Consider the following 13,447-nt stretch of genomic DNA (forward strand, 5'->3'; position numbering starts at 1 on the left):
GGGTCATCCCCCGAAAAAACGGTTGAAGGCACGTTTGAGCAAGCCTTTGTTGCCGGCCACCTGTTGACCGACCAAGTCCTCGGTCATGTTGCGCAGTGCAGCAGTGATCGCTGCCCTCGGCGCATGCAGCCCCAACGGCACGCCAGTGTTCTGACTCTGGCTGACCAGATTGAAGTCGTTGGGTAACTTCGACAGATTGGTGCAGCGCAGCGCCTCGCCGATATCTTTGAGGCTGACCGCTGCCGCCTTGTCATAGCGGTTGACCACTATTTGCAATTGATCCCCTCGCACGCCCAGGTCATCGCGAAGAATCCGCACCAGGGAGCTGGCATCGCGCAGATGACTAACGCTCTGTTGCACCACCACGTACACCCGATCCACCTGCTCCAGCACAGCGCCGGTGAGGTGATCGATTTGCCGAGGCAGGTCGATCACCACCCAGCCATAGCTGGCGCGGGCCAACTGCAACAGGGTGTCAAGTTGCTCGGGTTGGGTATCCTGCGGCAAACACAGCTCACCGGCCCGACCGCCCAGCACATGCAAGGTCGGGCTGAAGTGACTGCAAAAACCGCGTAACGCGACGCTGTCCATGCCGTCGATCTGGTGCAACACCTCCAGATGGCTGTGCGTCTGTGCCACATCCAGATAATGCGTCACGCTGCCAAATTGCAGGTCCATATCCAGCAACAGGGTGCTGCCACCCTTGACGCTGAGTTGCTGAGCCAGGTTGCAGGCCAGCAGGGTTCCGCCAGAGCCGCCCTTGGCGCTGATCACGGCGATCAACTTTCCTTCTGCCCCACTGCCGGTCCGAACTTCCGTGACCAGACGATTCAAGGCGGCGACCAGTTCGGTCTCGGCGATGGGCTCCGGCAGCACGTCCCGGGCACCGGCCTGCATCGCCAGGCGCATGGCTTCCTGTTCGCTCAGCAGTCCGCACACCAACATCGGCGGACGCTCATGGGCCGGGCGCTGCAACAATGCCGACAGCTCTTCACGCCACAGGTGGCTAACGCGCAACAGCAACAGATCGGGCATCCGGTCCAGACCGTAGAGCGGGTCGACATGCCCATTGCTCACCAGGCGAGTACTCACCTCCAGGCTGGGCATGCGTTGGCAGACGCTTTGCAGATCACGCAAAGACGTGGCATCACGGCTGCTGATCAGCAACCGCAGCCCGGGTTTGCCGGTCGCAGTGGATAACGGGGCTTCTCTAGTACTCAACATGTCGTGATCTCCCCTGTTGGATTACGCCCGAGGCTTTCGCGTGGCAAAGTCGCCCTGAAGACGGGCAAGGTAATGGACGCGCCAAACCCGGGGATAAACAGATTGAAAGTAAAGCCTTGCAGGCTCAACTGGACATAACGGATGGCAGGATACCCAGTGGTTTTTGGGCTAGTTACCTGAGCACCATTTGCATCCAGATAGGTCAGCGTCAGGTTGCTGGTTTTCAGATTGCCGATCAGTTGGCTCGCACCCGTGTCGCCCGACGCATTGAAAATCGCCCGTTGCAGGACCACCGGATCGCTGATGTTGCACACCGCCGCCAGGCGCGCGCCGCGCCGTACGGCTTCATCGAGGGCATTCATCGTGAAGTACAGGCGGCCCATTTCCAGCACACCGAACAACAGCGTGAACACCAGCAGGCCAACGATGGCGAACTCCACCGAATAAGTGCCGCGCATGCCTTTGCGGTTCATCACAGTGCCCTCATGACGGTGGTGGCGACCAGCGGAATTCTCAGCGCAATCTGATTGCCAAAGAGCGCCGGAATCGCTCCGGTACAATTGCCGCCGCCAATCACCGGGCAGAAGATATAGGTGATGGTGACCCGTACATGGTCGGGGTGGACGGGGTCGGTGCCCTCCGGGACGACGGCCACGTCAGTGGTCTTCAACCCTGAAACCACTGCAGCCCCGGTGCTGGCAGGCACGCCATACACCGCAACGTTTTGCGTTTGGGTCTTCAGCGTGCTGCTCAGAGTGACAGCGCCGAGCGTCGAGTTCCAAGCCTGGTTGGCGACGAAGCGGCCGGCATCACGGCTGGCCTGTAACAGGCTGTTGTACTGGTAGAGCATGCGGCCGAACTCGCCGAGGGTCAGCAACAGCAACAGCAACAACGGCAGGACGATAGTGAACTCCACTATTGCCATTCCTCGCTGGCCCTTGGGCTGTATAAACGCGTGAAGTCCCATGACGCCTCCTAAGAGTCAGTGCTCGGAGTGCCGCTATTGGTATAGGTTTTGTAGAGCTGAATGATCTGCGGGCCGGTGGTATTGCTTGAAGGATTGGGGCCAGCCACATTGTCGCCGTCGCACTGCCTCACGAACTGGCCGAAAATCTGCGATTCCTGCCCACCGCCATCGAGCGGCTGCACCACGAAATAGCAGCCAAACCCCAGGACTGGAATCGAGGTTGAACCACTATTTTTCCCGGTACAGTCGCCAATCACCACTTTCAGCATCCGCCGTTCGAAAACCCCATTACTCTGACAGCCACTGCCTGCGCCTGCGACACACGCGGCGGAGCTCGCCAGCCAGTCGTTGTAGCCAAGCACCGCCTGGCCGCCGGCAGAGAGATTGCCGTTGCTCGCCGTGACAGGCTGCCCTTTGTACTCGGCCCGTGCGCTTGTGTCGTTCCAAGTGATCGCGGGTGAGCTGGAGGTCGTCACCAGGTCCGGCGGATAGTCCGAAGAACTGAGCGGCCCGTTGTAGATGCCGAAGCGAGTATTCATGCCTTGAGACGTAGGGCCAGCCTTGTTGCCAGGGGCGGTTTGAACATTGTCCCCCACATTCCGGCATTCCGAGCCACCTCCGGCCAGATCCTCCCTGACCGTGCTGCCGCCCGAACCGAAATCGAGCAATTGAAAGTTTCCCGGACCAATGGGGGAAGAATTACCAGCGGCGGTCTTCAATACCTTCAAATCACCGAAGTTGAAGCCGAACGGGCTGCTCTTGGTCGGGTCGCCACAAATCATCAGTGGCGCGAGATCACAAGGGCTGGCCGGACTGGGTCCGGCAGTGGCGATCGCCGCCACCGCCTTGTTGCCCAGGCCGCCAGCGCCGAATGACTGGACGAAGTTCCAGAAAAATCCCGTCAGGCGATAGCTCGGTACCGATACCCGAACGTATTTGGCATCTGTCGGCCCGGGATAGGCGAAAGGTCCACCGATAGTGCTTGCCAGCTCCACCACAGCGAATGTGCCCACGCTGCCGCCGATGGCCGTTGCCAATTCGTTGTTACCCGTGGCATTGGCATTTTGCGTCAACGTACTCAGCGCGGCCGCGCGCGTGGTGCTGGCAACATTGACCCCCCCTGTCACTTCACTCAGGGTTTTGGCGCCACTCAGGGCCGCAGCGTCCACAGCGTTCTGCAGGCGCGTCTTGTTCAGCAACATGTGGCCGCCGTCCAGCGCCAACGCCGCCATCATGAAGATCGCCGCCAACGCGATCGCCATCAGTACGCTCACCGCCCCCCTCTGGCGCCTTGGCGTCGCAGTGAACGGCCGTTGAATATGGGGATTCATCATCAAGTCCTCATTTGCCGATACTGATCCGGATCGGCTCCGCTACTACCTTGGCGCCCAGGCACTTCTGCCGCCCTGTCAGGGTGTTTTTACGACCTCGACTCCGGTCCCGCGAATAATGGTTATATGCCCGCTGGCACTGCCACTGCTGCTACGGTGCACCATGGGTTGTGGCGCCTGGACCATGGCAATGGCCTGCGCAACAGGCGCGGCAGTTGCGACGGTCGCGGGCTTTTTATCGAGGTTCAGCGGGTTACGCAGAGCCAGCTGCAACTTCCCTTCTGTTTGCGCCGTGACCAGGGTTTCCGCCTCAGTGGCGGTCATCTCCAGCGTCACCGCACGCACCACCACCGGTTGGGTCTTGTCAGTGCCCGCCGTCTGGTCCACCGCCAACACCCGCAAGTTCTCGAGGATGGTCCTGGACACGGCGTTATTGCTGCTGCCGTCAGCGTGTTTGGTCGCCAGCACATCGACCCGATTACCCGGCAACAGGAACCCGCCGACACCGACCACATCGTCCACGCGTACCGATATGGCGCGTTTGTCGGGCGCAATCAAAGAGGCCAGGGTGCTGCCACCCAAGTGCTCGCTCAGTCGTGCGCCGCGCACGATGTCGCCCCGCAGGATGTCGAACGTGGCGATCTTGCCCACCGCCTTGTCAGTGGCATCAAAGGCATCGTCCGGGATCGTGTCCATGGGCATGCGCATGGTCGTGACCTGCTGGGCCTCGACCATCTGCCCGAAAGGAATCTCTACCGTGGCGACCACCACGCTTCGAAGGTGGTCATCCGGGCTGGCATTGAGCCGTGCGCTCAGCCAGGTGTTGGCCATCCATGCAGCACCCAGGCCCAAGACCAGGGAAACACCAATCAGGGTGACAGTACGAGAACTCATGTCTGTATCTCCTACTCAAAGAAAGTCGAGCTGGACGAAGTAGTTGTGCCAGGCCCACTCCAGTTCCTGCGGCGTCAGTGGCCCGGAACCGCCCTGGTAACGCTGACGATCGAGCGCCATGTTCAGGAGGTCGCGGGGATGGCAAGGCACCAGGGGCATGCCTTCACTTGCATACAGCCGCTGCAGCACATAACGCACCAGCAGCGGGTCATAATTAATGCCCAGGCGCTCGCTTTCCTGACGCCAGATTTTTTCGTACTCCTCAGGCTTCAGGTAACCGAACTGCAGCTTGTAGCCAATCCGGCGGAGGAAGGCCTCATCGGCCAACTCCAGGGGATTGAGGTTGGTGGAGAACACCAGAATCAGATCGAACGGCAGTTCGCAATGCCGCCCGCCCCCCAGGTTGAGGAAGTCGCGTTTTTCTTCCATCGGAACGATCCAGCGATTAAACAGCTCGGCCGGGGGCATGCGCTGGCGCCCCATATCGTCGATGATGAACAGGCCATTGCTGGCCTTGAGCTGCAAGGCGGCCTGGTACTGGCGGGTGAAGGGGTCATAACGAACGTCCAGCTGCTCCATGCTCAACTCACCGCCGGTGATGACAATCGGGCGTTTGCAGCACAGCAGTCGACGGTCGATCCCTTCGTTGAGCATCAGATTGTTCTGTTGGCCGTCATCATCCAGACGCTGGTGTACCTGCGGGTCATAGATCTCGATCACCGAATCGTTGATCACGATGGCATGAGGTACCCAGATGGCCTCAGCGAACAGACGAATCAGCCGGCTGCTGACATAGGTCTTGCCGGTACCCGCCGGACCATAAATCATGATCGCGCGCCCGGAGTTCAGCGCCACACCCAGTTGATCGAGCATACGCTCCGTGAGCACTACGCCAGACAGGGCCGCGTGCATATCGTTCGCATTGATGCGGCCATGGTGAATGGTCTGCAACTTGAGCAGGGAACGGTAAGAACTGACCGGAAAGGGTGCCGCGCCGACATAGCCGCTGCGAGACAGGGCATCGCGGGCGGCACTGCGACCGCGCTCGGTCAGGCCATAACGCAGCGATTGCCCGCCCGTTTGCGCACCCACCTGGCCAAGCACCTCAACGCGGCCATCCTTGCGCAGAAACGCCAGGACTTCTTCCAGTACGGCGCCGGTCAGCGCCAGGCGCTCCACCAGTCGTGACATGTCCAGTACGCCGGCTTCGTACAAATGCTTGCACACCAGTTCACCCAGAAAACTGTCCGTCAGCCCCGTCTCGCAGATAGCGCGCGGCTGAGGAGCCAGTCGCTGTACCGCTGTCCGTTGGCTGGGGGAAGCCTCTCTATTGACGATGACTTGCATGACTAGCCTCCCAACCCACTGGCAACGAGTTGCCAGTAGACGCTGCCCAACGTGCCGAGCAGGATCGCAATCGTATAAGGGAAGGGCTTGCCGGCCACCTCATCTGCGGTCGGCGCAAAATAAGCCCGAGCCTTCAGAATCAGCCAATAACGCCCTAGAGTTTGCAACAACTGCCCATGCACCAGCACTATCAGTAGACCGCACAGGCCGCCGAATACCAGACTGTATAACGCAGCCCATAACGCGTAATGGGCCGGTAGGAAACTGCCGACCATGGCCATCAGCTTGACATCGCCGGCGGCCATGCCGCCCAGGGCGTACAGTGGCAGAAACACCCCAAAACCGACCAGGATGCCCAACAGGCCATCCCCCAACCCGCTGACTCCACCTGAATAAGCCTGGCCGGCCAGTCCCAGGGCCAAGCCCACCAGGATCAACAGGTTGGGAATGCGGTGGTGACGAAGATCGCTCACCACCGCCACGCCCAGCAGCCCTATCAGCAGAACAGTTGCTACCAGCTGCTCCATGGACATCGCCGCATCTCCCTATCTGGAATCATCGTTAACCGCAGGTAGCAGTAGCACCACCAACGGCAGTGCACAGAGCAGTGATTTTGGTATGTACGACGGCTCCGAGATCAGTGAAAGCGACAGCAACAACTGCCGTAATCAATCCACCCGCTACTGCGTATTCAACAATGGTCAGGCCATCCTCGTCTTTGACGAACTTCAGTACCGACGCCTTGATTGTTTGCATAATCATTTTGCCCACCTCATCGAATGTTGTTCTTCCGGGGAGCAGCACTTTATGCACTGCCTGATGCAACCCTAGTCAGTGTGAAGGCATAGGCGTTAGGAGGATTTTGCACATTGCTAGGACTTTTTTGCGGGGCGGCCAAATAGGGGTCATTGGCCTTTGCAGAAGTAACGGGAGGGGTAAACAAGGCATGGCAGGGCAAATGCGATTGTCATTAATTCACAAGCGATAAGCGGTTCAACCCGGGCTCATCGACAACACACGAGCAAACAGTCGCCCGCGGCTGCTTTCCAGGCAACCCATAGAGCGAAAAGAACTAAAAATCGTCTTTCCTATCGAAATTAAATCTGCGAGGTGATGGCACATTGACGATACTACGTAGCGAAAAGAGTCACTAAGAATCCAAGAGTAGAGACATGACGTCCAACTTGACCAGAAGGCCAACGCTCCTTTGGTTCGATCTGACTCATGATCGATCCACGAAAGAACTCATTGCGCAGTTCGACGGTACCTGCGACTGCAATCTGGCGAAAACCTCGGTGTTGCCCATCGGGGAACAGGCAGACATGATCTGCATCCATTTTGATCGCCCCGACACGCCAGGCTTGAGGCTATTGCTGGAGATCAAACGCACCACCCCCAGCATCCCGATCACCATGTTCACCGTGCAGCACTCGGAGGAACTGGCTGTATGGGCTATGCGCTCCAGCGTCTGGGAATACATGGTGCTCCCGCTCTCGACCACCGAGAAGAAGCGTTACCTGACGGCGGTGGTGCAGCTCTGCGAGCTGCGCCGAAATGCCAACGGCCAGGGCAAGTCATCGCAAATCGACCACTCCCCGACCCTGCCGGACAGCATCCGGCGGACCTCAGGACACCAAAAACACCAGGCGCTGAGCAATGTCATGCTGTACATCGAGCAGCACTTTCGAGACAGCATCGATCAGAGGGATTTGGCGCAGCGCTGCGGCATGACGACATTTCGCTTCAGCCGCCTGTTCAAGGAAACCAATGGATTTGGCTTCACGGATTACATCCTGGACAAGCGCATGAACTTCGCCAAAGAATTGCTCGACAACAGCCAGATGCCGATTACCAGCATCGGCTATGAGGCCGGCTTCAAGGATCCTTCCTACTTCGCTCGTGCCTTCAAGCAGTTCGCAAACTGCACACCAAGCGAATACCGCTTGGCACGCCAACTCAGAGCGGCTGCAGCTGTGCAACTGGAGCTGGATGAAGAAACCTCTGAAGCGCTCGAAAGCCTGGTACAAAGCCTCAGCGGTTGATGCGGTTTTATACGCGCACACAAAAACGCCGCTCAGTGAGCGGCGTTTTTGTTAAATATGGAGCGGGAAACGAGACTCGAACTCGCGACCCCGACCTTGGCAAGGTCGTGCTCTACCAACTGAGCTATTCCCGCAAATGGCGTCCCCTAGGGGACTCGAACCCCTGTTACCGCCGTGAAAGGGCGGTGTCCTAGGCCACTAGACGAAGGGGACACGCTAACTGAAACACATGGTGTGTATTTCAGTGCCCAAATCCGTATCCGAAGATACCGGTTCTGGTTTCACTCAGTGCTGCCCGAAAGCAACACTGTTTAAAAATGGAGCGGGAAACGAGACTCGAACTCGCGACCCCGACCTTGGCAAGGTCGTGCTCTACCAACTGAGCTATTCCCGCATTGGCGTCCCCTAGGGGACTCGAACCCCTGTTACCGCCGTGAAAGGGCGGTGTCCTAGGCCACTAGACGAAGGGGACACACGTACAACATTCACTCCCTACCGCGTTTCGCTGTGTGCTTTACGCTGTAAGTGGCGCGCATTCTATGGATGGATTGAGAGGTCGTCAACCCCCTGATATAAATTTATTTAAATCAATGACTTCGCCCTGCTTTGAGACGCCATTCCAGCTTTTCCGTGTCCCGGTGTTTGACGCCTATATTCTGACGCCTGCCAAGGCGCTATAGTCCACCACGCCAGACATGATGGCAATGTGCACCGCGCACAGCATTACTTACATAAGCAGGAACGCGGCCGATAATAGACAGAACCGTAGCCGGTTCAACTCGCCCAGCGGCGCTATGCGCCCTAATGGCAAGCTACTACACTCGCACGCGAACCCTATAAAGAGGTCTTACCGGTGACACCACTCATGATCACCCTGCTAGTCGTAGCCGGGATCGCACTATTGATCGCCATTGGCTACATCAACCATGTGGTGGAAAACAATAAGCTGGAAAAAGCCCGCACCAAGGTAGAACTCAACGATCGCCTGCGTCGCTGCGGTGAAATCACCGAGACGTTCCCAGGTCAGTTGATGACGCCAGCGCTCAAGCTCCTGCTGACCCGTCTGGAACTGAACGTCTGCCAACGCTTGCTCAACCTGGAAAAGACCAGCAGCAACCTCAGGGCACACATTGACGAGCTGACGGCCCTGGCCGCCCAAGGCGAATCGATCCCGGTCAACAACCCGCCGGCTCCGATCCAGACCGAAGCCAAAGCCAAGGATGTCCGCTTCCTGCTCGAAGCGCTGCACGGCCAGATCACCCGCGCCGCACAGGATGGCTTCCTGCCGCCCAATGAAGCCAAACGCTGGGTCCGCGAAGTTCGCCACATCCTGGTCCTGTTGCACATCGAATTCTTCAACAACCTCGGTCAGCAATACCTGCAACAGAACCAGCCTGGCCAGGCCCGCCTGGCGTTCGAACGCGGTGTGCAATACCTGCGCAAACAGCAGGAACCGCAGGTGTATGCCGAACAACTGGAATACCTGGAAAAACTCCTGGCGCGTGCCAATGGCATGGTGATGGACAACATCGCGTCGGTTGAAGACGAAGCCAATCAACTGAACGCGGGCCTCAAAGTGGTCGAGGCCGATGCGGACTGGAAGAAGAAAGTCATTTACGATTGATCCGCAAAAAAACAAAGAAGCCACCTGAACCGGTGGCTTTTTTTATGTTGCACCTGGCGGGTATTCGCTCAATAGAAAGATCAAAAGATTGCAGCCTGCGTCAGCTCCTACAGGGAATGCATTCCAATGTAGGAGTAGCAGCTGGCGAAGCCTGCGTTCGGCTGCGTAGCAGTCGTAAAACCTGAGCATGAGGTCTTCCTGATACACCGCGCCGCCTGATTTCACGACTGCTACGCAGCCGAACGCAGGCTTCGCCAGCTGCTACGGATCGTGTTACGGCTTAACTGACTGGTATTAACCTGAAAAGATCGCTGCCTGCGGCAGCTACAGGGAACGCATTCCAATGTAGGAGCTGCCGCAGGCTGCGATCTTTTAGCGGCTAACCGGTAGCCGCTAGAGCCGGAAATGCCCCACCATCCCCTTCAACTCAACTCCTAACTGCGCCAACTCAATACTCGATGCCGCATTCCCCTGCATCGCCAACGATGATTGATCCGCGCTGGCGCGAATACTTGTCACGCTGCGATTGATCTCCTCGGCCACCGAGCTCTGTTCCTCGGCCGCTGCCGCAATCTGCTGGTTCATCTGCTGAATCAATGACACCGCCGCCGCAATACTTCCCAGCGCGCTCTCGGTCTGCAACGCATCACTCACCGCAAGCTTCACCAACTCGCCACTGCTCTGAATCTGTTGCACCGAAGACTGCGCTGCAGAGCGTAAGGCACTGACCAGTCGTTCGATCTCCTCGGTCGATTGTTGAGTGCGCTTGGCCAGTGCCCGCACTTCATCGGCCACCACCGCAAAACCCCGGCCCTGCTCGCCCGCCCGCGCCGCTTCGATGGCCGCATTGAGCGCCAACAGATTGGTCTGCTCCGCCACACTCTTGATGACGCTCAGCACAGTGCCGATGTTCTGGATTTCTGCGCTGAGGCTTTCAATGCTGGAACTGGCCGAGCTGGCCGAGCCTGCCAGTTGCTCGATCCGCGCCATGCTCTGGCGCACGACCTGCTGACCGCTCTCGACTTTATCGTCCGCTGTCTGTGCGGCCTGCGCCGCCTCCTCCGCATTACGCGCAACGTCGTGCACAGTAGCGGTCATCTGATTCATCGCCGTAGCGACCTGCTCTGTTTCTTCCTTCTGGCTGCTGACTTCAAGGTTGGTCTGCTCGGTCACCGACGCGAGCGATTGCGCCGAACTGGCCAACTGCTCGATACCGGCCTGCAAACCGCTGACAATACTGCTCAGCCCCGCCCCCATTTGCTGCATGGCCTGCATCAACTGGCCGATCTCGTCACGGCGGGTGACTTCAACCGTCGCACTCAAATCGCCAGCGGCAATCTGTTGAGCCACACGAATCACACTGCGCAACGGCGCCACAATCAACCGGGTAATCATCCACGCTGCGATCAGCCCGACCAGCAAAGCCAATGCCGACGAGCCAACGATCAGCAGCGAGTTCTTTTTCAATTCCGTCTGCATTGAGTGATCTTCGGCGACATAAGCCTGATCGACTCGCTCCACCACTTGAGCGGCACGCTGATGCAGCTGTTCATAGACCGTTTTTTCCTGCGCCAGCAGATCGGTGTACTCGGCGAGTTTTTCGCTGAAACTGCCGATGTGGCCTGCCACCTCATTCAGGACAGTCTGGTAACCCTCGTCCTTGACCGTGGTTTTTAACTGCTCGGCCTGGGTCAGCGCCTGGTCGGCCTGCTCAATCTTGCCCTGGCCTGCGCTGTCATCACCCTTGCGGCTTTGGTCCAGACGCACACGCGCTTCGTTCATGGCTTGCAACATCAACCGTGACACCTGGCTGACTTGACTGGCTTGCTCGATGAATTGCGAACCGTCCTTGCCTTCGGATTCTTTCAAGGCATAGGCGCCGTCATCGGCGAGTCCGGACTGCAATACATCGAGGTTATTGGCCACGCTAGATACCGACCAACTGGCCATTTCCAGCGCCAGGTCCTTGGCCTGGCTGAGCGAGACGAATTCGTCAAACGCCTTGCGATAGGCCCCCAGGGACTGCTCGACGTCGTTCATTACCGGTACGTTGACCGCAGACGCCGCTTTCAGCTGGGTCGCCAGGGCGATCAATCCATCAACGCCCTCGTGCAGGGCATCTGCGGTTTTCGGATTGCCGTGCAAGGCGTATTCCTGCTCCAGCAGTCTCACCTTGAGCAACCCGCTGTTGAGCGAAGACATCTGCTTGAGCCCATCGAAGCGATGACTGATCGTTTGCAGGGACCATACGCCGATAGCTGCCACGACGGCTGTCAGTAGCAGCACCAAGACAAAACCGACTCCCATTTTTTTTGCCATACCGAGGTTGGCAAAACGTCCTTGCACGGCCGAAATCATTGCGCTTAGTCCCCTGCCATTGTGAGTTGACGCAGATTCGCAACGGGCCTGTGCCAGCACAAGTCTCTGGCGTCTGAATAATGGCAATAAGCTACGCCAACGTCGTTTTCAGAACGCTTTAGGTCGATCCGGAGCGGTAGCCTGAAAAAACGCCCGGGCACGCGGATCACAGGCATAGGCCACATTGATACGCTGCCAGTCGCTGGCCTCACCCGTGGAGCTGAATGCTGTCGCAGAAGACAACAACACACCGAAGCGCTTTGCCTGGGTGCGCACCTGAGCGTAGTCGGACATCCGTGATCGCGCCCAGATGAACAGGCCCCCGACAGGCTTGCCGAAGACTTCCCACTCGGCATCTTCGAGCACTTGCAACGCCGCTTCCCTGTCACTGCTCAACCGCTGACGCTGACGTTGCACCAATTTACGATAGGCACCGCCGGCCAACAGGCATGCGAGCACCGACTCACAAAACCGTGAAGCGCCCATGCTGCTGATCATCTTGACCTCGGCCAGTCGCGAAACAACCTCAGCACCCGCCACGACAAAGCCGACCCGCAGCGAACTGCTGAGCGTTTTGGAGTAACTGCCGACGTAAATCACGCTGTCATCCAGTGCGGCGAGTCGCGTACCGGGGCCGCTGTGCAGATCGGCATAGACGTCGTCCTCGATGACCAGCACACCATGGGTTTTGGCCAGTTGCAGCACTCGCTGTGCCACCAGAGGCGTGAGGCTGCTGCCCGTCGGATTGTGATAGAAACTGTTGATGAACAACCCACGAGGCTTGTACTCCAGCAAAAGCGCCTCGAGCGCTTCAGTGTCCGGCCCGCGCGGGGTTCTCGGCACCTCTATCATCCTGACACCGTGCAGCCGCAGCAGATCGAACAGCAAGCAATAGCCGGGATTTTCCACGACCACGCAATCACCCGGTTTAAACAAGGTGCGCACAATCAGGTCGAGCCCCTGACTGGCACCCGTCGTCGTCATGATGCAACTGTCGTCCACTGCGATATCCAGCTGTTTCAGGCGCTTGACGATCTGCTCACGCAACGCTGGCAAGCCCAGCGGTGTGCTGTAGTTGAACAGACTGACCATGTCGGTACGGGTGACCTGACGGATCGCGTAGCTCAGGTCGTCGGTTTCGCGCCAGCTTTCGGGGAGTCCGCCACAACCCAGCTTCAGTTCGCTCGAAAAACTGCCCTGGTTGACCCCTGCGCCCTCGAACCGCAGAAACCCCTGTTGATCTTGAGCTGCCAGTGCTGAAGCGGCAACGAAGAACCCAGCCCCATGACGCGGCGCCAGCACGCCTTGAACCACCAGGCGCTCACACGCCTCGACCACGCTGGATTGACTGAGTAAATTGATTCGTGCGATTTGCCGTACGGAAGGCAGTCGCGTTCCCGGCGGCACCTCGCTGCAATGGAGCCAGCGGGTTAATGCGTCGACGATTTGCTGTACGACCGGCACCAATGCCTGTCGATCGATTCTCAACTCCATGAGCAAGCAAACTCCTGTTTGTTTGGCGGGGAACAGTTAATCACAGGAACGCTCGCCGGGATGTGCGACAACGCCGCCAAAACCCACGGTTCTAACCATTTGAAACATAATGCCCGGCCCTCCCCTAAGGCCTCAAGGCAAACGAAAAACCTGTGGGAGCGACGGT

The 13,447-nt window shown here is 58.4% G+C and carries 12 protein-coding genes, 4 tRNA genes and 1 pseudogene; 2 read left to right on the forward strand and 15 right to left on the reverse strand.

Annotated elements, in window-relative coordinates; all coding sequences use genetic code 11:
• Positions 1–3 precede the first annotated feature (3 nt).
• From ACM6IR_RS05410 to ACM6IR_RS05445, 8 genes are all read right to left on the reverse strand, one after another.
• Positions 4–1,224 carry an AAA family ATPase gene (locus ACM6IR_RS05410; RefSeq protein ID WP_414906740.1) on the reverse strand — a complete coding sequence of 407 codons (1,221 nt, stop codon included), beginning with the start codon at positions 1,222–1,224 and terminating at the stop codon, positions 4–6.
• The gene (locus tag ACM6IR_RS05415) at positions 1,218–1,697 is read right to left on the reverse strand and encodes a TadE family protein (RefSeq protein WP_414906741.1); all 480 of its coding nucleotides are present in this window, start codon (positions 1,695–1,697) and stop codon (positions 1,218–1,220) included. The genes ACM6IR_RS05410 and ACM6IR_RS05415 overlap by 7 nt, the downstream gene beginning before the upstream one ends.
• Positions 1,697–2,191 carry a TadE/TadG family type IV pilus assembly protein gene (locus tag ACM6IR_RS05420; protein WP_414906742.1) on the reverse strand — a complete coding sequence of 165 codons (495 nt, stop codon included), beginning with the start codon at positions 2,189–2,191 and terminating at the stop codon, positions 1,697–1,699. Before ACM6IR_RS05420 ends, ACM6IR_RS05415 begins: the two co-directional genes overlap by 1 nt.
• Positions 2,192–2,199: 8 nt before the next feature.
• Positions 2,200–3,525 carry a pilus assembly protein TadG-related protein gene (locus ACM6IR_RS05425; protein WP_414906743.1) on the reverse strand — a complete coding sequence of 442 codons (1,326 nt, stop codon included), beginning with the start codon at positions 3,523–3,525 and terminating at the stop codon, positions 2,200–2,202.
• A 75-nt stretch (positions 3,526–3,600) separates the two neighbouring features.
• Complete coding sequence (gene cpaB, locus ACM6IR_RS05430) at positions 3,601–4,416, reverse strand: Flp pilus assembly protein CpaB (protein WP_414906744.1); 816 nt, start codon at positions 4,414–4,416, stop codon at positions 3,601–3,603.
• A 15-nt stretch (positions 4,417–4,431) separates the two neighbouring features.
• On the reverse strand, positions 4,432–5,763 hold the full coding sequence (locus ACM6IR_RS05435) for an AAA family ATPase (protein ID WP_414906745.1): 1,332 nt from the start codon (positions 5,761–5,763) through the stop codon (positions 4,432–4,434).
• Positions 5,764–5,765: 2 nt separating this feature from the next.
• Positions 5,766–6,296, reverse strand: coding sequence for an A24 family peptidase (locus tag ACM6IR_RS05440; protein WP_414906746.1), 531 nt, complete (start codon positions 6,294–6,296; stop codon positions 5,766–5,768).
• A 28-nt stretch (positions 6,297–6,324) separates the two neighbouring features.
• Positions 6,325–6,525, reverse strand: coding sequence for a Flp family type IVb pilin (locus ACM6IR_RS05445; RefSeq protein WP_414906747.1), 201 nt, complete (start codon positions 6,523–6,525; stop codon positions 6,325–6,327).
• 410 nt (positions 6,526–6,935) lie between these two features.
• Between ACM6IR_RS05445 and ACM6IR_RS05450 the strand changes: the two genes are divergently transcribed.
• Positions 6,936–7,805: a helix-turn-helix domain-containing protein gene (locus ACM6IR_RS05450; protein WP_414906748.1), complete on the forward strand. Its 870-nt coding sequence runs from the start codon at positions 6,936–6,938 to the stop codon at positions 7,803–7,805.
• A 58-nt stretch (positions 7,806–7,863) separates the two neighbouring features.
• Here ACM6IR_RS05450 and ACM6IR_RS05455 read toward each other — a convergent pair.
• From ACM6IR_RS05455 to ACM6IR_RS05470, 4 genes are all read right to left on the reverse strand, one after another.
• A tRNA-Gly gene (locus ACM6IR_RS05455) sits at positions 7,864–7,939 on the reverse strand.
• A 3-nt stretch (positions 7,940–7,942) separates the two neighbouring features.
• Positions 7,943–8,018: transfer RNA gene (locus ACM6IR_RS05460), tRNA-Glu, on the reverse strand.
• Between the two features lie 105 nt (positions 8,019–8,123).
• Positions 8,124–8,199, reverse strand: a tRNA-Gly gene (locus tag ACM6IR_RS05465).
• A gap of 2 nt (positions 8,200–8,201) precedes the next feature.
• A tRNA-Glu gene (locus ACM6IR_RS05470) sits at positions 8,202–8,277 on the reverse strand.
• A gap of 381 nt (positions 8,278–8,658) precedes the next feature.
• On the opposite strand from ACM6IR_RS05470, the gene ACM6IR_RS05475 reads away from it, so the two are divergent.
• Positions 8,659–9,429 carry a hypothetical protein gene (locus ACM6IR_RS05475; RefSeq protein ID WP_414906749.1) on the forward strand — a complete coding sequence of 257 codons (771 nt, stop codon included), beginning with the start codon at positions 8,659–8,661 and terminating at the stop codon, positions 9,427–9,429.
• Between the two features lie 393 nt (positions 9,430–9,822).
• Here ACM6IR_RS05475 and ACM6IR_RS05480 read toward each other — a convergent pair whose 3' ends face one another.
• The 3 genes and pseudogenes from ACM6IR_RS05480 to ACM6IR_RS05490 form a co-directional block, all read right to left on the reverse strand.
• A complete protein-coding gene (locus ACM6IR_RS05480) occupies positions 9,823–10,704 on the reverse strand; it encodes a methyl-accepting chemotaxis protein (protein WP_414906813.1) in 882 nt (293 codons plus the stop codon).
• Positions 10,684–11,787 (reverse strand): annotated as a pseudogene (locus ACM6IR_RS05485) (HAMP domain-containing protein); the annotation flags it as partial. The pseudogene ACM6IR_RS05485 and the gene ACM6IR_RS05480, both read right to left, overlap by 21 nt.
• A gap of 108 nt (positions 11,788–11,895) precedes the next feature.
• Positions 11,896–13,281, reverse strand: coding sequence for a PLP-dependent aminotransferase family protein (locus ACM6IR_RS05490; protein WP_414906750.1), 1,386 nt, complete (start codon positions 13,279–13,281; stop codon positions 11,896–11,898).
• Positions 13,282–13,447 lie beyond the last annotated feature (166 nt).

Source organism: Pseudomonas sp. IT-P253 (genome assembly GCF_949768125.1).
Taxonomy (GTDB): Bacteria; Pseudomonadota; Gammaproteobacteria; order Pseudomonadales; family Pseudomonadaceae; genus Aquipseudomonas.

What these genes read in the sequence shown, in the direction of transcription:
- ACM6IR_RS05480 (WP_414906813.1), bottom strand. Translation starts at nt 10,704, where the DNA reads ATGCAGGCCATGCAGCAAATGGGGGCGGGGCTGAGCAGTATTGTCAGC.
- ACM6IR_RS05435 (WP_414906745.1), bottom strand. Translation starts at nt 5,763, where the DNA reads ATGCAAGTCATCGTCAATAGAGAGGCTTCCCCCAGCCAACGGACAGCG.
- ACM6IR_RS05410 (WP_414906740.1), bottom strand. Translation starts at nt 1,224, where the DNA reads ATGTTGAGTACTAGAGAAGCCCCGTTATCCACTGCGACCGGCAAACCC.
- ACM6IR_RS05425 (WP_414906743.1), bottom strand. Translation starts at nt 3,525, where the DNA reads ATGATGAATCCCCATATTCAACGGCCGTTCACTGCGACGCCAAGGCGC.
- ACM6IR_RS05445 (WP_414906747.1), bottom strand. Translation starts at nt 6,525, where the DNA reads ATGATTATGCAAACAATCAAGGCGTCGGTACTGAAGTTCGTCAAAGAC.
- cpaB (WP_414906744.1), bottom strand. Translation starts at nt 4,416, where the DNA reads ATGAGTTCTCGTACTGTCACCCTGATTGGTGTTTCCCTGGTCTTGGGC.
- ACM6IR_RS05440 (WP_414906746.1), bottom strand. Translation starts at nt 6,296, where the DNA reads ATGTCCATGGAGCAGCTGGTAGCAACTGTTCTGCTGATAGGGCTGCTG.
- ACM6IR_RS05450 (WP_414906748.1), top strand. Translation starts at nt 6,936, where the DNA reads ATGACGTCCAACTTGACCAGAAGGCCAACGCTCCTTTGGTTCGATCTG.
- ACM6IR_RS05490 (WP_414906750.1), bottom strand. Translation starts at nt 13,281, where the DNA reads ATGGAGTTGAGAATCGATCGACAGGCATTGGTGCCGGTCGTACAGCAA.
- ACM6IR_RS05420 (WP_414906742.1), bottom strand. Translation starts at nt 2,191, where the DNA reads ATGGGACTTCACGCGTTTATACAGCCCAAGGGCCAGCGAGGAATGGCA.
- ACM6IR_RS05415 (WP_414906741.1), bottom strand. Translation starts at nt 1,697, where the DNA reads ATGAACCGCAAAGGCATGCGCGGCACTTATTCGGTGGAGTTCGCCATC.